At 37.6% G+C, this 21,089-nt stretch carries 16 protein-coding genes and 3 riboswitches; of the genes, 6 read left to right on the top strand and 10 right to left on the bottom strand.

Annotation, left to right across the window (positions count from 1 at the left end):
• Positions 1-35 precede the first annotated feature (35 nt).
• From QNH29_RS11560 to QNH29_RS11550, 3 genes are all read left to right on the top strand, one after another.
• Complete coding sequence (locus QNH29_RS11560; protein ID WP_283864911.1) at positions 36-614, top strand: LysE family translocator; 579 nt, start codon at positions 36-38, stop codon at positions 612-614.
• Positions 615-765: 151 nt separating this feature from the next.
• Positions 766-1,674 carry an AEC family transporter gene (locus tag QNH29_RS11555; protein ID WP_283864910.1) on the top strand — a complete coding sequence of 303 codons (909 nt, stop codon included), beginning with the start codon at positions 766-768 and terminating at the stop codon, positions 1,672-1,674.
• Positions 1,675-1,748: 74 nt separating this feature from the next.
• Complete coding sequence (locus tag QNH29_RS11550; protein WP_283864909.1) at positions 1,749-2,306, top strand: hypothetical protein; 558 nt, start codon at positions 1,749-1,751, stop codon at positions 2,304-2,306.
• A 40-nt stretch (positions 2,307-2,346) separates the two neighbouring features.
• On the opposite strand, the gene ypfJ is transcribed toward QNH29_RS11550, so the two are convergent.
• From ypfJ to QNH29_RS11525, 5 genes are all read right to left on the bottom strand, one after another.
• The gene (gene ypfJ, locus QNH29_RS11545) at positions 2,347-3,183 is read right to left on the bottom strand and encodes a KPN_02809 family neutral zinc metallopeptidase (protein WP_283864908.1); all 837 of its coding nucleotides are present in this window, start codon (positions 3,181-3,183) and stop codon (positions 2,347-2,349) included.
• A 571-nt stretch (positions 3,184-3,754) separates the two neighbouring features.
• Positions 3,755-4,552, bottom strand: a complete 798-nt coding sequence (locus tag QNH29_RS11540) for a DUF2935 domain-containing protein (RefSeq protein WP_283864907.1) — start codon at positions 4,550-4,552, stop codon at positions 3,755-3,757.
• 147 nt (positions 4,553-4,699) lie between these two features.
• On the bottom strand, positions 4,700-5,194 hold the full coding sequence (locus QNH29_RS11535) for a flavodoxin domain-containing protein (protein ID WP_283864906.1): 495 nt from the start codon (positions 5,192-5,194) through the stop codon (positions 4,700-4,702).
• A complete protein-coding gene (locus tag QNH29_RS11530) occupies positions 5,175-6,218 on the bottom strand; it encodes a ribonucleotide-diphosphate reductase subunit beta (RefSeq protein WP_283864905.1) in 1,044 nt (347 codons plus the stop codon). Before QNH29_RS11530 ends, QNH29_RS11535 begins: the two co-directional genes overlap by 20 nt.
• A gap of 27 nt (positions 6,219-6,245) precedes the next feature.
• Positions 6,246-8,558, bottom strand: a complete 2,313-nt coding sequence (locus QNH29_RS11525) for a ribonucleoside-diphosphate reductase subunit alpha (protein WP_283865609.1) — start codon at positions 8,556-8,558, stop codon at positions 6,246-6,248.
• Positions 8,559-8,688: 130 nt separating this feature from the next.
• Positions 8,689-8,866: riboswitch (cobalamin riboswitch) on the bottom strand.
• A gap of 146 nt (positions 8,867-9,012) precedes the next feature.
• A riboswitch (cobalamin riboswitch) is annotated at positions 9,013-9,194 on the top strand.
• 175 nt (positions 9,195-9,369) lie between these two features.
• Here QNH29_RS11525 and metE point away from each other — a divergent pair.
• Positions 9,370-11,664: a 5-methyltetrahydropteroyltriglutamate--homocysteine S-methyltransferase gene (gene metE / locus QNH29_RS11520; protein ID WP_283864904.1), complete on the top strand. Its 2,295-nt coding sequence runs from the start codon at positions 9,370-9,372 to the stop codon at positions 11,662-11,664.
• 59 nt (positions 11,665-11,723) lie between these two features.
• Here metE and QNH29_RS11515 read toward each other — a convergent pair whose 3' ends face one another.
• Entirely contained in the window at positions 11,724-13,193 is a 1,470-nt protein-coding gene (locus QNH29_RS11515) for an amino acid permease (RefSeq protein WP_283865608.1), read from the bottom strand.
• A 177-nt stretch (positions 13,194-13,370) separates the two neighbouring features.
• Positions 13,371-13,509, bottom strand: a riboswitch (cyclic di-AMP (ydaO/yuaA leader).
• Between the two features lie 126 nt (positions 13,510-13,635).
• Positions 13,636-13,785, bottom strand: a complete 150-nt coding sequence (locus tag QNH29_RS11510) for a hypothetical protein (protein ID WP_283864903.1) — start codon at positions 13,783-13,785, stop codon at positions 13,636-13,638.
• A gap of 296 nt (positions 13,786-14,081) precedes the next feature.
• On the opposite strand from QNH29_RS11510, the gene QNH29_RS11505 reads away from it, so the two are divergent.
• Both QNH29_RS11505 and QNH29_RS11500 read left to right on the top strand, forming a co-directional pair.
• A complete protein-coding gene (locus tag QNH29_RS11505; protein WP_283864902.1) occupies positions 14,082-14,813 on the top strand; it encodes a hypothetical protein in 732 nt (243 codons plus the stop codon).
• A gap of 12 nt (positions 14,814-14,825) precedes the next feature.
• On the top strand, positions 14,826-15,566 hold the full coding sequence (locus tag QNH29_RS11500) for a metallophosphoesterase family protein (protein WP_283864901.1): 741 nt from the start codon (positions 14,826-14,828) through the stop codon (positions 15,564-15,566).
• Positions 15,567-15,618: 52 nt separating this feature from the next.
• On the opposite strand, the gene QNH29_RS11495 is transcribed toward QNH29_RS11500, so the two are convergent.
• The 3 genes from QNH29_RS11495 to QNH29_RS11485 all read right to left on the bottom strand — a co-directional run bounded on the left by QNH29_RS11495 (position 15,619) and on the right by QNH29_RS11485 (position 21,007).
• Positions 15,619-16,578, bottom strand: a complete 960-nt coding sequence (locus QNH29_RS11495) for an aldolase catalytic domain-containing protein (RefSeq protein ID WP_283864900.1) — start codon at positions 16,576-16,578, stop codon at positions 15,619-15,621.
• Between the two features lie 183 nt (positions 16,579-16,761).
• Positions 16,762-17,976: an MFS transporter gene (locus tag QNH29_RS11490; protein WP_283864899.1), complete on the bottom strand. Its 1,215-nt coding sequence runs from the start codon at positions 17,974-17,976 to the stop codon at positions 16,762-16,764.
• 607 nt (positions 17,977-18,583) lie between these two features.
• Complete coding sequence (locus QNH29_RS11485; protein WP_283864898.1) at positions 18,584-21,007, bottom strand: Ig-like domain-containing protein; 2,424 nt, start codon at positions 21,005-21,007, stop codon at positions 18,584-18,586.
• Positions 21,008-21,089: the final 82 nt, after the last annotated feature.

Here is a 21,089-nt window from a genome sequence, read left to right as displayed (position 1 = left end):
TGTTCAATAGTAAATTAGTAAATGAAGGTGGGTTTATGAGTATAATTGCTTTTCTATCGTATGTCATTATTACATCCATTACACCGGGTCCAAGTAACATCTTAATGATGAATGAAGCACGGAGGTTTGGTTTTGCAGGGTCATGGAAATTCAATAGCGGAATTTTGGCTGGGTTTGCGGTTTTGGGATTTATAAGCGGAGTTTTTACAACTCGTCTATACAATTGGCTCCCTTTTGCAGAGCCTTATTTCAAAATAGCAGGTGCCGTATATCTACTCTACTTGGCATGGAAGGTGGGTTTGCAAAAAAGTTCTGAGGATGACTCTAGTAACGTGAAATCTTCTTTCCTGTCTGGATTTTTCTTTCAGCTCATAAATGTTAAAAGCATTTTGTTCTTTTTAACCGTATTGAGTGCCTTTATATTACCGTTTTATCAATCCTATAAATTAATAGGTTTTTACTTGATCGTAACAATTTTTTTAGGATGGATGGCACTGCTTTTATGGTCCGGATTCGGCTCGATTTTCAAAAAGTTCTTCGCTAAATATGACAAACCCTTCCGACTCATTATGAGCATGTTATTGCTTTACTCAGCGGCGAGTATTTTTATTTAGAACGTATAACGATAAAAACATCGGCAAGGAAAATAACCTTGCCGATGTTTTTATTACGTAATAAGTGAATTTGTGGTTTAATAAGAGAGTATTGTTCAGTCAATAAACAAATAAAAAATCCACCTAAGACATTCATAGAGGAGCTTTTAAAATGAATCAGGAATTTCTTTATATTATTATCATCATTGCATTTGGTTATCTACTAAAACGATTAAATATTTTGCAAGAAAAAGATGGAGAAGTGATTTCAAAAATTATTTTTAAAATTACCCTTCCTGCCTTAGTTCTTGTAACATTCGATTCCGTAAAGGTAGAAACCTCATTAATCGTGTTACCTGTGATTGTACTCGTTTATGGAATTATAACAGCCTTACTAGGCTTATTAGTGTTTAAAAATGAGGATAGAGAATTAAAGGGCTCTCTTCTCATGTTATCTTCCGGGTTTAATGTAGGCTTATTTGCATTTCCTTTAGTTTATGCCATCTGGGGGATCGATGGCTTAACCTATTTTAGTATGTTTGACGTAGGAGCATCCTTTGTTGTCTTTGGAATATGTTTTATTTTAGGTAGTTATTTTTCAGAAGAAGGTCTGCGGCTGAACCCAATGGAAATTCTAAAAAAACTGGGGAAGTCTATTCCATTAATGACCTATCTTATTGCAAGTATTTTGAATCTTACCCATATCCAATTACCAGACTTGATCATTAATGTTGCAGATAAAATTTCTGGAGCAAATATGCCGTTATCCTTATTGTTATTAGGACTCTTTTTAAATTTTAAATTCGATAAACAATTTATTAAGCCTATGGTAAAATTCTTAACTTTCCGATATGGTTTAGGTCTTATTGTTGGATTAGTTTTATACTTTATCCTTCCTTTCGATATGATGTTTCGGTATACCATTCTCATTGGACTGTTGCTTCCGGTTGCCGCTTCTGCTCTAACTTTTGCAGTTGAATTTAAATACAGCACCAACAGCACCCGTTTCATTGCTACAATGTCCAATATAACGATATTAGTTAGTATTGTTATTTTATATATTTTTGCAAACTTTATATAGTAAGACTTTAAACCCACTAGTTATAAAACTTAGTGGGTTTTTCTGATATTCTGGGCAAGTTAATAGTGGAGGTTATGGAAATGATTGTTTACCATGGATCTATCAGTAATTTTCAAAGTTTTAATAAAGACACCGTCGTTCAAAATTTAAGTAATGATATCAATACGATCGGATTTTGGTTTACTTCGGATATCCATTCAGCAAAACCTTTTGCAACTGGTTCGGAGACGGTTATCGAAAAATCTAAGAGTGAGTTTTGGGAAAATGGAGAGCCAAAAATCGTTCAATATCAAAGACCCGTTAGCGGCTTTATCTATAAAGTGTATATAGATGAACCAAATTTAAAAATTTACGAATCTGCCACGGAGGAATCATTTGACCTGTTTATGAGGGATCGTGACTTATATTGTGATTATTTAGGCTCAAAAAAAAGAAACATTACCTGGAAAAATAATGCCATACTTTTAAATAAAGAAGAAGCCAATACAAAATTTCGTGAAAGCCTTGTCAAACAGGGATATGAAGGCTTAGTTATTCGAAGCACACGCATTCATAATATGATTACAGATATGTATTGCATTTTTTCTGAGAAATCTCTGCTTATTACAGAAGTTTTTTCTTTAGACAATTAAGCAAGGACAGACCCTGATAGAGCCTGTCCCAAACAGTCCTTTAAAGATTTGCTGCGTTAAATGTATCTCCGCCCTCTAAGGTACCGTTCTTGAAGCCTTTATTAAACCATCGCTTCCGCTGCTCAGAGGTTCCATGTGTAAAGCTATCAGGTACAACATAGCCTTGTGCTTTCTTCTGGATGGTATCATCGCCGACAGCATGCGCTGCATTAAGTGCCTCTTCCAGATCACCTTTTTCAAGGTAGCCCTTCCCTTCAGCATAGTGAGCCCAAACACCCGCCAAGTAGTCTGCCTGCAATTCAAATCGAACGGAATATTCATTGGTCCGCTTTTTGGCTGCTGGGACATCCTGTCCACTATGTAAAAGAGTCTGAACATGGTGCCCTACCTCATGGGCAATGACGTACGCCATTGCAAAATCACCAGGTGCTTGGAATCTTTGTTTAAGTTCCTGATAAAAACTTAAATCGATATAAAGTTTGTGGTCACCCGGACAATAGAAAGGTCCTACAGCTGAATTAGCCGCTCCACAAGCCGACTGCACGCTATCCCTAAACAACACCAGCTTTGGATTTTCGTATACCATGCCTCTTTTCTCAAATTCAGCTGACCATACATCTTCTGTATCAGCAAGGACGACAGAAACAAAATCCGCCAATTCCTCTTCTTGTGAAGATACATTCATAGGAGTGTTGGAATTGGAATTATATGTCGATGGAGTCGTATTCAACAAATCCCCGGGATTCCCTCCGAGCAGTGCAAACAGAAGAATTACAACAATACTGCCAATCCCTCCTCCTAGAACGGTTTTTCCTCCCATCCCCATACCTCTTCGGTCTTCAATGTTTGAACTTTGCCGTCTTCCTTTCCAAAGCATTATTTTATCCCCCTATAGTTTTAATGATGAATAGTGTTTCCCCTTTTCTAAGCTTTATTAAACAAAAACAGTAGGGTTCATGACGCAAAAAGTGTTCAGGGAATCGCCCCTGAACACTTTTTTATTCTTTCGCTTTGTTAATGGCTAATGTCGATGATTTTATTATGAAGGACGAATCTCACTAGGGTCTTCCCGGATTTGTCCTTCATCGACCTTATGAAGAACAAAACTCTCTGGGCATTCACCTGATTTGTCCTTCATTAACCTTATGAAGGACGAATCTCTCTAGGCATTCACCTGATTTGTCCTTCATCAACCTTATGAAGGACAAATCTCTCTGGGCATTCACCTGATTTGTCCTTCATTAACCTTATGAAGGACGAATCTCTCTAGGCATTCACCTGATTTGTCCTTCATCAACCTTATGAAGGACAAAACTCTCTGGGCATTCACCTGATTTGTCCTTCATCAACCTTATGAAGGACAAAACTCTCTGGGCATTCACCTGATTTGTCCTTCATCAACCTTTTATGCTCTTTGGACTAAAACCGTCAATGAATTCTAAAAAAATTTATTCCTTAAGTCGAGGTTTAGCAGGATCACAATTTGGCGGTTCAACGTTTGCCGATTCTGATAATTTCATTAAATAATAACATTCTTCCCGGTACATATGATCAGCCATTAACGGTGCAAATGTTCCCAATGCTTGGTTAGTAAGTTCTAACTCTTCAATCTCCATTAAAAAATTTTGAAACAATTTAATTTCTAATTGAGCATCCTTCGTCATTTTTGTTAAAGCTGGAAATTCAGTTAAATTTGTTCTTAAGTAACCTGCCAGCTCTACAGCTTTTAGATAAAACCCCTCAAACTCCTTCTTAAATTCCTTACTTTTCTTTCTTAATGGCTTTTCAACACCATCTAAATTGGTATAGATAGCATCTGAATGTCCGGCTGCATCCAATAACCATAGAAGGTGATGGTGGAGTTCATGGTAAACGGGAGGAATTTCCCCCTCTTTTAAATGACTTAATATCCTTAAATATTCCTCCAACTCATTTACCATATGATTGATAAAAGTAGGTGAAAGATGAATTTTGATTTTTCCAACAAGGTGTTTTCTTATTAATTCTAATTTGAATTCCCGTAGTCTAAGCACCTCTGGTTCTACTTTAGCTGTTAGTTGTGTCAGTGGTGCAGATTTTGCTCGTTCTAAGAGTGTATCAAATATGTTAATAAAATTTGATGCCTGCTCAATCTCCATTGTTTGAATGGGAGCAAGTGCTTCAAAAATAAACCTAGAATGATCACCTAATATTTGAAGCCAAAACCGATGTTCAAATCTGGCTGACCTTTCAACCGCTTCACTCATGTCTATTCCTCCTAGGATAAAAAATACCCACACTAAGTTGATATTTATTCTCCTATAGGACGTCCTATGAACATTGGGTCTGCGGATGTTCTTATGCTAAACTAGATTTACTAGCGCATAGCCAGATTTACTTTCGCATAACCAGATTTACTTTCGCATAACCGGATTTACTCTCGCATAACCATGCATCCCAGCACGAAATAGCAACGATTCAACAAACTTTTCACAACGCTGTAAATCCTGACGTTGCGGTCGAAGCTCTACCTTCAAGGTCGCAGCTAAGTTTGTGTGAACGTACAGCATGTCGCGAAATTGATCAACTGCACCGCAAAACATCGGGTAAAAGCTGTCGCCTGTTCCAAATACAGCAGTAGTCATGTCCTTTCTGCTAGTGAATTCAACCGCATTATACAGCGGCCTCATTTCCTTTGGGATGTCACCATTTCCCCAAGTATACGTTCCAATCGCTACTACATCATAGTGAAGTAGGTCCGATAAAGAAAACTCTTCTATTCTATAAATAGCTGCATCGACTGACCAAGTTAAAAAGATTTGATAAATCATTTCGGCCAATTCTTCGGTATTTCCTGATACCGACGTGTAAACAATGGCTACTGATAATTTAGAGTTCGTCAAATCCATTGGATTGTGAGACCTTTGAATAAGTTCTAGACTTTTGTTCAAAGAAATCAGATTTGGTCTCATTCATCATTTCATCTCCAAATATTTGTATCCACGGCATTGGATTGCTTCTTTCTTCATATAAATTTTTTAAGCCAAGCTGTCTTAATCGTTTATTGGCTAAATATTCTACATACCCTTCAAATTCCTCTAAATCGATTCCTTTAATTTCGGCTAAAATATAGTGAGCCCACTCTTTTTCTAGCTCAACCGCTTCGTTAATCGTTTGGTAGATGTAGTTAATATTTACATCTGTATGAAGCTCAGGATTTTCAGTTAATAGGATTCGAATAAATTGAGCAATAAAATACGCATGCTGCATTTCGTCACGTTGAATATAGCTGATCATCGTACTTGTTTTCAGCATTTTTTGCTGACGTGCCAGATGATAGAAAAAAGCAAAACCGGCGTAAAAATAAATACCTTCTAGGTTAATTGAGTTTACACATAACTTAAATAAGGATTGTGGCGTTGGCTTCTGCCTAAATTCCTCATAGGCATCTAAGATAAGTTGATTTCGTTTTCTTACAATGTGATCACTTTTTGCTTGATTAAATCGATCATTTTGTTCGCCAATGGGTACAAGCGAGCTTAGTATATAAGAATAGGATTCATTATGAACGGCTTCTTGTTGTGAAATTACAGCAAATATCGCTTTAAAACTGGAGTCACTCACATAATCCATGACTTGACTCATGGTTGGGGTCTGCAAGCTATCAAGTGAAGCAAGCTGTGTATTTATACGCAGAAACACATCTTTTTCATGATCACTAAGAAGATCCCATTGTTTTATATCATCCTGCATATTAATTTCCTGCGGTTTCCAAAAATTTGATAATAGAGTCTGATATAAGTCGTACATTTTAGGATAGGCAATATCATTCCAGTTTAGAATCCCGGATGACTTTCCATTAATAATACCAGTGGATTTGTTTGGAAAGTCAGGATTTAGTAAATGTATTTTTGTTAACGGTGTATCAATCATCAAATAAACCTCCTCAATTCTTCTCTACTAACTTTGACATGCTTCACATTCTTCTATCTCAGCTTGAGAAGTGCTTCTTATGTAATAAGTCGTTTTTAAGCCCTGCCTCCATGCTTCTCTATGAAGATTTAATAACTCTATTGCTTTAATATCATGACAAACATAAAGATTGAAACTAATCGATTGGTCGATATGGCGCTGCCTGGCGGCGTTTTGCCTTATACTCCATGTCTGATCCAACACATGCCTGGTTCGTCGATAAAAATTGTAACTGTTATGATCCAAGTCAGGCGCCGTTACCTTAAATTTGAAATTTTTCTTTTCCTCTGCGTACTCGACCGCATATAAAGGATCAATCCCATCGGTGGAACCGCCAATCTTTGCCGTCGATGAGTTTGGTGCAATCGCCATCATCCAGCCGTTTCGAACCCCGTACCTCGAAATATCCTCCATTAATTGGTTCCATCGAACTGATTTATACTCTTTCCGTTCAAAATACTTGCCAGAATGCCATTCGGAACCTTCAAATTTTGGATAGCAGCCTTTTTCCTTAGCTAATTCCACCGATGAACGAATCGTAATGTAAGCAATATCCTCATATAGTCGATCTGCATATTCAACTGCTTCATTAGATTCCCAATAGATGCCTTCTAATGCAAGAAGGTGATGCCAGCCAAACGTACCTAATCCTACTGGCCGATATTGCTTATTTGTCACTTCTGCTTGTCCAACTGAGATGGTGTTAAGATCAATCACATTGTCCAGCATTCTCATTTGAATAGGAATCAATCTTTCTAGTACATTCCCTTTTACCGCTTTCGGCAGATTAATAGATGATAAATTGCAGACAACAAAGTCCCCAGGTTTTCGGACAATGACAATATTTCCATCTTCATCTTTATATTCTTTCACAATCGTAGTGGCAGACATATTCTGCGTAATCTCAGTACACAAATTACTGCAAAAAATCGAAGCATGTCCCCTTTCTCTTACATGTTTGTTTGGATTTTGACGATTTACTTCATCCCGATAAAACATATATGGAGTACCTGTTTCTAATTGTGAAATCATGATCCTTGCCATAATATCCATTGCTCGGTAGGTTTTTCGCGGAAGTAAAGGATGGTTTACGGCTTCTTCATACTTTTCAGTAAAAAACTTTGCATCGCTCTCATCATAAAAATCTTCCAAGCCAAGGGGATTTCCGTCTTGGTCCTTCCACCCCATCATTTGTTTTACTTGGTGAGGACAAAAGGTATGCCACTCTCCAACACTTCGACCGTTTGCATCTACCTCTTCTAATTTCCTCATAAAAAAGTCAGGTACACAAACACCTGTAAAAATATCATGAGCCTTTCGTCTTTCGTCACCGTTATTTGTCTTTAAATCTAAAAAACCATTCATAATATCTTTATGGAATACATCTAAATAAACGGCGATTGCTCCCTGCCTTTGGCCCAATTGGTCGACACTCACAGCAGTATCATTAATAAGACGAATCCATGGTACCACTCCGGAGGAATTCCCTTTGAATCTTTTTATATCTGAACCTAAGGCACGTACCTTGCCTAGATAAATACCTAGACCGCCGCCATCCTTGCTTAATCTAGCGACGTCCCAATTGTTTAAATAAATTCCATCTAAAGAATCGTCTACCGTATCGATGAAACACGAAGAGAGCTGCCCAAAACTTTTTCCAGCATTTGATAGAGTTGGTGTGGCAACGGTCATATATAAGTTACTAAGTGCCCAGTATGCTTCTTTAACAAGGTTTAACCTGTTTTCTTTTTGTTCTTTTTTCATCAAGGTCATAGCAATGATCATAAACCGTTCTTGAGGCAGCTCGTACAGTTTCCCGTCGTAATCTTTTGCCAAATAACGATCTGCTAGTAAAAACAACCCTATATAATTAAACAAATGGTCCCGTTCTGATATTATTTCAGAACCTAGTAGTTGAATCTCTTCTTTTGAATAGCCCTGTAATAGATCCTCAGAATAGATTCCTATTTTGGTTAATTCAGCAATCAGCGTGTAAAAATCACCGTATTTTTTTTCCGGCTGATATCCCCTGCTGGTTGAAGCATTCCGATAAAGTTCCTGTAAATAAAGATTGGCTGCCAGAAAGGTCCAGTTTGGGTCAGTCATAGAAATTTGATTTAATGCATAAAAAAGGGATTGTTCATATATGGATGAGTCTTCAAGATTAGTAACCTTTTCAACTAGTTCGTTTGTGTCTAGATTATATTTTTCGGAAGCTTTCTTTATTGCCGTCAAAACGGATTCCTTTTCTGAATAAATACTGTTTACTGCCATACAAAGTTCCTCATTTCTTTTCGTAATGACTTCGTGAGTGATACGACAAAAAACCCATCAAGGAAGATGGGTTTGATAACGTGGAATAATCTATAGTACAGCTCATTGACTGTATAACAGGATACCCTCGTTATATCTTCCCAGCTCCCGAAGAAGATAATACGTAATTGAAATGGCAGGTCTCCTGACTTGTGCTTCACCCTACTCTAATCCCTTCCCGTCCTTAGACAGTGGATATGATCATTTCGTCAGCACTTACAGTTGCGGGTACAGTTCTGGACTTACACCAGATTCCCTATTAAGTCTTTATAGACACCATTTAAATTGGTCATTATCTATATTTAGTATCTTTTCAAGCAAATGACACTAAATATTGTATATGGACAACTATAATATACTATATTTACTTTGACAATAACAAAAATAATTCTCAGAAAATTATGTACGAATGATTTTTTATATGTTATATTAATTGGCAATTACATATCGTGTAAGAATTGGTGCCAAGCTGAAGCTTGGCTTAAAAGGGAAGAACGGTGTAATTCCGTCGCTGTCCCGCAACTGTAATTCGGAGTGAATCACGCAATACCACTGTCTTTGGACGGGAAGGTGTGAGGAGCATTGATGATAAGCCAGGAGACCTGCCAATGTCTAGTACACACCAGATACCTACGTGGAAATAGGTGGTGACATTCATTTGTACGACAAACGAGTTATGAGTAGTATTGTTTATTCATCCATTTAAACATACCGTTAACTTGATTGTATAGCCATTTCCGTTTCACGGAGATGGCTTTTTGTATTTGGAAATATGTAAAATGAAAAGGAGGAATTGTCTATGAAATTAGCTAGTACAGCCATTGGTTACCCCTATATTGGCGGTAATCGAGAGTGGAAACGTTGTGTTGAATCTTTTTGGAAAGGTGAAAAATCAGAGGAAGCGTTTATCTTTGAGATGAAGAATATTCGCTTAAATCATTTGAAGCATCAGCAATCATTAGGATTAGACTTACTTACGGTTGGAGATTTTACTTTTTATGACCGTATGCTGGACCTATCGGCAATGTTCGGTTTAATTCCAGACCGTTATAAATGGACTGATGAAAAGGTAAATCTTACAACTTATTACGCAATGGCGCGTGGAGCAAATGATGTTGTGGCTTCTGAAATGACAAAATGGTTTAATACAAACTACCACTACATAGTTCCGGAGTATGAAGGCAAGCCGCTAAAATTAACTCAAAACTATATTTTAGATTATTTTTTAGAAGCGAAGTTCGAACTAGGTCTAATTACAAAGCCGACTATTATAGGTCCCTATACATTTGTTCAATTATCTAAAGGCTACGATTCGATATCTAAAGCATCATTTATTTTAAGACTCTTGCCTCTTTATGTTCAGGTACTGCAACAACTTGTAAATGCCGGAGCAGACTGGATTCAAGTGGAAGAACCAGCATTAGTCCTTTCGCTGGCACCTGAAGATATCAAACTAGTTCAACAAATTTATAAACAATTGGCTGAAGAAGTACCTGCAGCAAGACTGATGTTACAAACCTATTTTGAAGGACTATCGGCGTATGAAGAGCTCATACAATTACCTGTTGCTGGAGTTGGGCTAGATTTTATTCATGGTTCTGAACAGAATATGGCTTCACTTCGTAAATACGGTTTCCCACAAGATAAAGTATTAGGGATTGGTATCATAAATGGGCGTGATATTTGGCGTGCAAGTTTAGCTGAAAAAGGAATGATGACAAAAGCTATTTTATCCTTAAGCGGTGTACAAGAAGCGTGGGTTCAATCTTCTTGCAGTTTACAGCACGTACCTGTCACAACTAAATCTGAAAAAACTCTGGATCCAACATTACTTAATGCATTATCCTTTGCCAATGAGAAAATCATCGAGTTAACGCATATAACATCCTTCGTTTCAGAAGAGAAATGGTCAGGAAGTAAAAATGTGTCACAAAGTATAGTGGCAGTTCAAGCTTTAGAGCAGCATGAGGCAAGGAAAAATCCACGTGTGAAGGAGCTTTTATTACAAGTTAGAGAAGAGCATTTTACACGTCCAATGCCCTTTAAAGAACGCCAACCATTACAGCAAGAGGCTTTGCAATTACCGGAATTTCCAACAACCACAATTGGAAGCTTCCCTCAATCAGAACAAGTAAAAAGAACTCGCACAGCATGGCGCAGAAATGAAATAACAGATACTGAATATTCTGAGTTTTTGAAAAGTGAAACCGCACGCTGGATTCAAATCCAGGAAGAAATTGGCCTTGATGTCTTAGTACACGGTGAATTTGAACGAACCGATATGGTGGAGTACTTTGGTGAAAAGCTAAAAGGATTTGCTTTTACAGAAAAAGCCTGGGTGGTTTCCTATGGGTCACGTTGTGTGAAACCGCCGATTATATATGGGGACGTCGAGTGGACATCACCAATGACTGTGAAGGAAGTAGCGGAGGCACAGGAGCTAACGTCTAAGTATGTGAAAGGAATGTTAACAGGCCCTGTCACCATCTTAAATTGGTCTTTTGTCCGTGATGATCTTTCTCGTGAACAAGTAGCCAACCAAATTGCCTTAGCGTTAAAGGAAGAAATTCAAGCATTAGAAGATGCTGGCATTGCCATTATTCAGGTGGACGAACCAGCTTTACGTGAAGGCTTGCCACTTAGGAAAGAGGATTGGAAGGAATATTTGTCATGGGCAGTAAATGCATTTAAACTCGCCACTTCAAGTGTCAGAAATGAAACACAAATTCATACGCATATGTGCTATTGCGAGTTTAATAACTTTATAGAGCCGATTCGTGCCCTTGACGCGGACGTCATTTCGATCGAAACGTCTCGAAGTCATGGGGAACTAATTCAATCACTAAAACAAAATCCATATGAACTTGGTATTGGGCTAGGTGTCTATGATATACACAGCCCTCGTGTCCCAAGTGTTGAAGAAATCGACACCATCTTAAAAGACAGCTTAGAGATTATTTCGAAGGAACAGTTTTGGGTGAATCCAGATTGTGGGTTAAAAACACGTCATGAAGATGAAACGATTGCTTCCTTAAAAAATATGGTCACAGCTGCACGGAAACTTCGTCAACAGCTACAGCAAACAGTTTTTTAAAGGTTCCTTAGAAATAAACAGGCTCTTAGGGTTATTCCTAAGAGCCTGTAATTTCTTAATTAGTTATATTTTTTGTCAAAGTCAAACTCTACTTCCTCGAGTTTAACCACTTTTGTTTTCTTTATGAGTTTATATCCAAAATATAGACTTAGGAAAAACGGAATACCCAAGTAAGCTGCTACCACACCGCCCCAATCGATTTGGTCAGCAAGAAATGCTTGGAAATTTTGAGCTAATATGACGATAATGCCACAGGCAATCGCGAAGATTGGACCAATCGGAAACCATTTCGCCTTATAAGGTAACTTGTCCAATGAATGTCCTTGAGCGTTAAGGGCTTTACGGAATCGATAATGACTGATGGAAATACCCAGCCAAAAGATAAATCCAGTAATACTGATGGCATTCATTAACCAAATGTAGACAGTACCATCACCAAAAAAGGAAGCCAAAAAGGCAAGCGCACCTATAGCACATGTTAAAATCATACCAGCAACCGGAACACCACGATTGTTTAGTTTTCCAAAAATCTGCGGTGCTTGTCCCGCTTTGGCCATCGAATACAGCATGCGTGTTGAAGCATATAAACTAGAATTACCAGCTGATAATACCGCCGTTAAAATAACTGCATTCATAAGGGATGCAGCAAAGGCAATCCCTGCCTTTTCAAATATAAGGGTAAATGGACTTACCATTACATTATCATTTTGTAAATTTGGATTCGTATAAGGAATAAGAAGTCCGATTACGCCAATCGCCAAAATATAAAAAATAAGGATTCTCCAGAAAACATTTTTAATCGCCTTTGGTACATTTTTCGCCGGATCCTCACTTTCTCCTGCGGTAACCCCTACGATTTCCGTACCTTGAAAAGAAAAACCTGCTGCAATAAAAACAATAAATACACTTAAAATACCGCCTGAAAAAGGAGCCTTTTCCACTGTAAAGTTTTTAAACCCTACTGCTTCTCCCCCCATAATGCCGAAAATCATCAGTAAGCCAACAACTATAAAGATAACAATTGCTGATACTTTTATTAATGATAGCCAATATTCCCCTTCTCCATAACCTTTTACAGATAAATAGTTTAATAGAAAGATAAGAGCTAAAAACGAACCACTCCATACTAAAGAAGGACTATCAGGAAACCAAAATTTCATGATCATCGTCGATGCTGCTAACTCCGCTGCAATCGTCATCGCCCAGCTAAACCAGTATGTCCATCCAATCGCAAAACCAAATGCAGGATCCACAAATTTAGTACCATACGTACTAAAGGAACCGCTCACGGGCATAAAAGCAGCCATTTCTCCTAAACTAGTCATGATAAAAAAGACCATTGCGCCCACTATTGCATAGGCGAGCAAAGCACCCCCAGGGCCGGCTGTACTGATGGCTGCCCCGCTGCTCAGGAACAGTCCAGTACCAATTGCACCTCCAATTGAAATCATCGTTAAGTGTCTAGATTTTAACTCGCGTTTTAATGATTGTTCATTTTGTTGACTTACTGAATGCTCGTATTTCTCCATTACACGTTCTGGTAACATTTATTACAGTCCCCCTCATTTTTACTAGAAAACGGTTACAAACAAATGATTGCAATGACTTTTTGCAAGTCCTTCCCCCCTATTAAATAAACAAAAAAATGTCTACAAGTCATGAGAAATAGACTTGTAGACATTAAATAATACTGTCACAAGTTCCACCTTCCTTCTCATAAACGCTTACGAGGTTAGCTGTCGGATTCGGGCCTCCTGAGTAGCCCTACCTTAAAAAGGATTCACCCCTTGGATTTTTAAATCCATATGGTTCCCCCGTGCCTAATGGTTTCAGCGATTTAGAAATTTGAAACTATTTTCATTATTATAATAATTACTATTTTAAGAAAAGTAAAATATTTTTTTACAAAAATATAAAAATAACTTAAACTTCCTTTAAAATACTGTATTTGCCTTTATAAAAAGAAAATTCTTATTTAACCAAATCAAAATCATTATAGTAGATCACTTCGCTTAAGAATTTACATCCTTCTATACTCTTGTAGGTGGTTGTGGCTTCCTCTTTATTATCAAACTCAAACATTTGAATACTCGATTCTGAATACACCGTAATGACCCACATACTAATTGCCCTCCTATTCAATGATTTTTTGACCCAAGCCTTCCGAATATTACAGATAAATCAAAACAGGTTTTCTATGCCTTGGTTATTACCATTAGTAACATAGAGATGTTTTATATCTTGTATTTTTTTAATGCAATAAATGTGCCAAGATGTTTGTCAGTAGAAATATACATTTTATGATTCTTTAACAAGCAATTACTGCAAATTTTTTTTGCTATGCCAAAATATTTTGCGTAATAATGTTTATATCGTGTTCCCATAGGTCACCTTTGTAAAGAATGGAGGTAGTATTCATGGGAATGGTTACGGAAGCAAAATTTCATATATATAAAGAAAAAATTGTTTCTCTAGATTTACCCTTATCAGATCATGATCTTTTAAATTCAACATTCTTATTGGAAAAAGATGAAAAGAAAAAACTTGAAGTTTATTACACCCCATTTGACTTCATTAACGAAAAAGCTAAGGTTGTTATTGCAGGGATTACACCTGGATTCCACCAGATGAAAAAAGCTTATACAACTGTTATTGAGAATAGACATTTAAATGATGAGGAGCTCCTTCATAATGTTAAAAAAAGTGCTAGTTTCGAGGGAACGATGAGAAAAAACCTCATAGCGATGTTAGATGAACTTGACTTGCCAAGATATCTGGGCATTTCTTCCTCAAACGATTTATTTGGTTCTGCTAGTCATCTCGTCTACACAACCTCCATCCTCCCGCATGCAGTATTTTTCAACCACCGTAATTTTAATGGTTCACGGCCAGATATATTAAAAACGGAAATGCTATTGGAATATGTAAAGAATAATTTTATTAAAGATACCTCTAGGATCGAACATCCATTGATTATCCCTTTAGGGGTAAATGTAAGCAAAGTGCTTGACCACTGTTATAAAAATAAACATACTTTGAAGGGATTCCCTCACCCTTCAGGAAGTAATGGTCATCGGCATAAACAATTTCAGGAAAATCTACAGGAAATGAAGAGACAAGTGGAGAATTATTTTCTTATAAATAGTTAGGAGTTTTTTTAAATGGATAAAATCGCTGTTATTTCAGACATTCATGGAAATATCCCTGCACTAGAATCCGTACTGGCTGACATTAATTCTAGACACATCAAAAGAATTATTTGTCTAGGTGATTTAGTGGGTAAAGGACCGCAATCAAACTTGGCCATACAAATGATCCAAAAGCATTGTGAAACAGTGGTAAGAGGCAATTGGGATGATTTCTTTCCTAAACCTCAAGAGTCCGACACCATCAAGTGGCACCAGAACCAATTAACGAAAATACAAATGAATGATTTAGAAGAACTGCCGTTTTCAATAGAATTTATGATGAGCGGAAAACTAGTCAGAATGTTTCATGCTTCCCCTCGCAGTGTCTATGAAAGGATACAACCGTGGGACTCTCTTGAACGTCGCTTAAGTATGTTCGAGAACACAGAACACACAAAAAATATAGCAGGAAAGAGAGAGCCTGATGTAGTTTTATATGGAGATATTCATAATGCCTACCAGCAAAATATTAAAGGTAAAACATTATGCAACGTGGGCAGTGTAGGAAATCCTCTTGATCTCACGCAAGCATCCTATGCAATTCTTGAAGGAGTATTTAATCAAAGTGACAATGGAGTATTTTCTATACAACTTGTTCGAGTTCCATATGATATCCAAGCATCCATTCAAATAGCAAAAGAAATGGAAATGCCCGAGCTTGAGGAATATATTCAAGAATTAACAACAGCAAAATATCGAGGATTAAAAAAGTAGTATAGACAAAACAAGTACCTCTAAGATCAGAGGTACTTGTTTTCAGTCTAAATTATTTCGTCGCTGGTGAAACAGAAACTTCCGGTGATGTTACCTTGTCGTAAAAGTCTGCGAATTTATCACGATCGGCGCTGTCACGATAAGCCATTGCCACACGTGGATGTTCATTCAATACACCAGAAATCATATACGGAATGATATAACCCCACTCCCACTTCTGGCGCATTTCAAGCATGTGCTTTTCAATCATTTCAAGTACAGGCTTCAATTCGTAGCTTGGCTTTTGGATGTAGCTTACAAGAAGTTCTGTGTTACAGTTACCTGCAGCACGTCCCATTCCATAAACAGATGAATCGAGGTATGTAACCCCATTTTGCATTGCCGCTAATGTATTTGCAAATGCTAACTGCATGTTGTTATGTGTATGGATTCCGAGCTGTTTGTTAGGAATTAATTCTTGGAATTTCTTCACTTGGTGCTCGATATCACTAGGATCCAAGCTTCCAAAAGAATCGACGATATAGACAACATCTACAGGACTTTCCCTTACCATATCAAATGCTTTCGTAAGCTGCTTTTCTGGTACACTCGATAAAGCCATAATATTAAGTGAAGTCTCATAACCCAAATCATGAAACATTTGTACAAGCTCTAATCCCTTGTCCACTTCACGGATATAACATGCCACTCGAATCATATCTAAAACACTTTGTTCACGTGGTAAAATGTCATTCGGATCTACACGGCCAATATCTACTAGAGCAGAAAATTTTGTGGATTTTTTCTCAGGGAAGATTTCTTTCAAAAAGTTATCGTCTAGAAATCTCCATGGATTTGGCTCAGTCGCATTGAGAAGTTTTGGAGAATTTTTGTATCCAATCTCCATATATTCAACACCTGCTGCACTTAAGCTATTATACAAGTCTTGAACAAATTCGACACTAAAATCCCAATTGTTCACTAAGCCTCCATCTCGAATGGTGCAGTCTAAAATTTTGGTACGATGTCCCATGAAAGTAATTCCTCCTGTGTATCCTTTTTTGTCGTTAATTGTAAGTCAGTTGCTTTAAAGTACTAAAATTCTTACTGTGTTTATATCATGTTTCATTCGCGTGAGTCAATGCTATTTTCCAAAAATTCATTTATTTTACAATAAACAAGCCAATCTCCGTGAGAGATTGGCTGGTTAAAAACATTATACTGCTTTAGATAGAGTATTGATTTCTTGGCTGCCTTTTCCTTTTTGTAATGTAATCATTACTATAAAAGAGATACAATAAAGTGCTGAAAGATATCCCATCGCAACCGTTACATTTGCGTGTTGAAGGATATATCCTACTAAAATTGGTGATAATCCCCCTAAGGCTCTGCCGAAGTTAAAAATAGTATTCGTTGCTGTACTGCGAATTTCTACAGAATAATACTTGCTAATTAAAGCTCCGTAACCTGCAAACATTCCATTGGAGAAGAATCCTACAATTGCACCGCCGATTAGGAGACCTGTACTTCCTGAAGCATAGGAATATAGGAAAACAGCAACAGCCGAAGCAGATAAGAAGATTCCATATGAACGCTTCATTCCGAACCGATCCATAAATTGTCCAAATGTTAACATACCTGCAATCATCCCTGCTGCAGTACTGATTGTCCAAAGCGCCGAGCTTGAAACCGATAAGCCTTGGGATTGTTGGAGCATGGATGGAAGCCAAATCATCAAACCATTATAACCAGCAATTTGTACCGTTGCCATGATTGCTAAAGCAACCGTAGTGACTGTAATTCTTGGTGTTGCAAATAATTGTTTTAGTTTTCCCTGCTTCTGGACCAGTTGCTTTTTCTTTTGTGACTCCAGCCATGCTGGTGATTCGTCTAGTTTCTTTCGAACGATAAACGCGAAAATAACCGGGACCAATCCAACGAAGAACAACCATCTCCAACCCAAGGATGGAAGTATCATCGCACTAAGAAGAGCTGCTAGGATAACACCGTATTGAGCACCGACACTAACATATGAGGAAGCACGCCCTTGTTTATTTTTTGGCCAAGCCTCAGCTACCAGAGCCATCCCAATACCGTATTCTCCACCTGCACCTAAGCCGGCAATAAATCTAAATAAATATACTTGTTCAATATTTTGTGCTAGACCGGTTAATGCGGTTCCGACAGCAAATAATAGAATCGTATAGGTGAAAATTCTAACTCGTCCAAATTTATCTGCTAAGATACCGAAAATAACTCCTCCAGCCAGCATTCCTAAATTTGTAATGGAAGAAATAAGTCCTCCCGCTGCCATATCGATTTGAAACTCTGCTATGATCATCGACATCGCAAAGGAGATAAACATAATATCCATGCCCTCTAATGTCAAACCTGCTACGGATGCGACTACTGTTTTTTTACGATAATCCATTCTTGTTGTCTCCTTTCGAGCCTCACAGGACTCAGATTAAAAGATTTGATTTTGAGTGAAAAAAAATGCCTTTCTATCCACAGGACAAAAAGGCATTCATAGACATAATAAATATGTATGAAGTTACTTCGCCTTTTTGGCCTCTCTGGACCAGATTTAAAGGGATTTAATTTCAACTAATAGTATCATGATAATAATTAGCTGACAATATATTAATAAAATAAAATTTATTAAAAAACCGCACAAGTGGTTATCACAGCGCGGTTAAAAAAATTTCTGTTATTATTCATTGTTGATTTGCTGCAGGAAGAATTAATAGACGGAGAATTTCCTGCTAATGTATAAAGAAAAGCTTAAAAAGAAGAAATAAGCGGAAATATTCCGCCTAACTGCTCTAAATTAGACAAATTCTTAAAATTTCAATCATATAAGCGGAAAAACTACGCCTATATATAAGGAAATATGGGTATTTCCCAATTTAGCCGGAATTCTTCTGTTTATTTTTTCAAACAAGTGAAATCAACATTCAGTTGTAACAGAGCCAAAATATTTATTCGTAATTCTCAATGTCTGTTTTTTTGATACATTCCAAAATGAATATAGTCAATTAATTGCTTGATTTTGCAAAGTTGAAATGTATATCAGAAAAAGTAGCTGTATTTAGATTATCTATACGGTTAGACACTTTGTTCCCATCAACGGCCATCCCAATATAAACTTTCTTATTCATTTCGATCTTTCTTTCTCCTATTAGCGTCCAGTTAATTCCATCGGTAGATCCCTCAGCTCTAAATACATCACCTGTTCGTTTAAGTTTTAAATAATAACCCAAATGCTGGTCCTTATCTTTAAATGGGATATCGTTTAGTAACGCAACTCCAGATTCCATCGCACTAGTAGGAGTATCAAGGTTTTCATCCAACTCGTCCATATTTCCACCTTGTTCATAACGAGAGGCTAAATAGGCAGACCATGGATTTCTATAGTATGTTGTTCCGTTTTCCTTCCAAGAATAAGATTTTGTATAGGAAAGACCTAACGCCACGGTTTTTGCATCTTTTTCAAGAGTTTCCCGGATCATTAATCCAGCAAAAGCATGGTGGTCGACAGGTGTCATAGTCTCTACCTTTGCTATCAATTCTCCATCCCCTGCCAAATTACGATAAGTAAAATGGAATTTATCATCAGCTGTTATTAACTTTCCGGAACCTTTTACGGTCATTACATCACTTGTAAGGGAAGCATGACCTGGAATATTTGGTGTTCCAATATCCGTAGATTTCCATTGTTTTAGATTGGTATCGCTGTTGACATGTATAACAGAGGCTGTCGCCTGTGTCTTGAAACCTGATTGATCAATTGCCTTGGCGGAAATATAATAGGTACCATCTGGTAATATGGTAGTCAGAGTAAATGGCTCGCTAGTAACGGTTCCAATAATCTGATCTCCATTATAAAATTCTACTCTCTCAATCTCTGACTTACCTGTTATATTTGCTTCAATAGTAACGGCTTCACTAGTTTTATAAATCTGATTATTTGTTGGGCTTTTCAATGAAATTTCTGGGTTTTCTGGTTTGTATTCCATATCAATCAAGGAATTAACGTAATTTTCAAGATTAGTATAACCGCTTTGATCTGTGGATAATTCTTGGCTATCATTAGAATTATTCGGATCTAAACCATTTTTAAGCTCCCAAGCATCTGCTATCCCATCTTGATCCTTATCAAAATCTGTTGGCCGAGAAGTTATTTCCGTAAATGGAAGGCCCCCTACTTCTTCATGACGATTAACAAATCTTCCTAGATTGTTCTTCACTTCGTTTACAATTCTGGCATCCAAGGCGTCCCTTTTTGGATACGTTGCACCAGCTCTAGTTAAAACCTCAGTATATGCTTCTTCAGCAGTTGTTGTTCGAAGTGCTTCTTCCGCTGTTCCATCCATCATAAACTCTTCATTGACGATTTCTGTTGTTGGAGCAGCGCTTTCAGAAACATAAATGCCTTTTGAATTGTCGTTGGATACCTCACTATTCCCTTCAAGTACATTTCCGTTAATGTAAAATTTACCTGGTTTGTCTTTCTCCCCTGCATCAATCACCCTTGATTCTACACTTGTACGTGTGCCTAATCCCGGCTTCATATAGTTATTCATATAATTGGCATAAGCTCTGCCTCCGCCGTATGCAGTGTTAAATCCCCAGTTATAAATCACATTATTTCTTATATCAAACAAGCCAATATGGTTGTTGTCATCTGCCTCGGCAGTGCCGCCGCCTAAACGGGGATTTCGAGAGGTATGGTTTGCAACCAGATTGTGATGGTATGTGGTATTTACTCCACCCCATATTCCACCGTACCCATGACGACCCTTCGTATGACCGCTCATTGCTAAACTCTCCGCAACAATAGACCACTGTACAGTCATGTTTTCCGCGCGATATAAGGACATCGTTTCATCAGTAGACCAGCTTGTTGATATATGATCGATCATGACATTTTTCATGCTTCTACCCCAAATGGCATCCATAGAATCACCGGTATGCACATTTTCAGCACCTGGACGGAATCGGAGATAGCGAATAATAACATTCTCAGAATCACTGATATTCGTTTCGTATCCAGTAATGGTGATTCCATCACCCGGAGCAGTTTGTCCAGCAATAGTGACATTCTTGCGTTTTCGTAGGGAAAGCGGTTCTTTTAAATTGATGTTTCCGGAAATATTAAAGACAATGAAGCGGTTATCCTTACTTACGGCATCACGCAGGGAACCTTGGATAGCGTTTTCTCCCGTTCCATAATCTTCTAGAGTGTTAACGATATAGACTTCACCAAATCTTCCGCCGGAAGTGTAACGGCCCCCGCCTTCTGCCCCTGGAAATGCAAGTACTTTATCAAGATTATCAACCGCTGCAGTAACGGCATTCGCTTTATTATCTATAGGAACTGCAGCTAAGCTTGAAATGGTTATTGCTGCAGCTATTATGGAAGTCTTCATTTTCTTTCTCTTAATTAATCTTTTATTCAAGGTTTAATCATCTCCACATGATCATATTTGGGGGTCTTTAACCAAGATTAAAGACCCCTTATTATTTAGCACCTACAGTTAA

It is taken from the genome of Neobacillus sp. DY30 (assembly GCF_030123065.1).
GTDB lineage: Bacteria > Bacillota > Bacilli > Bacillales > Cytobacillaceae > Neobacillus.
The sequence above is the reverse complement of the archived record's forward strand: the minus strand, read 5'-3'. Positions and strand labels throughout refer to the sequence as shown.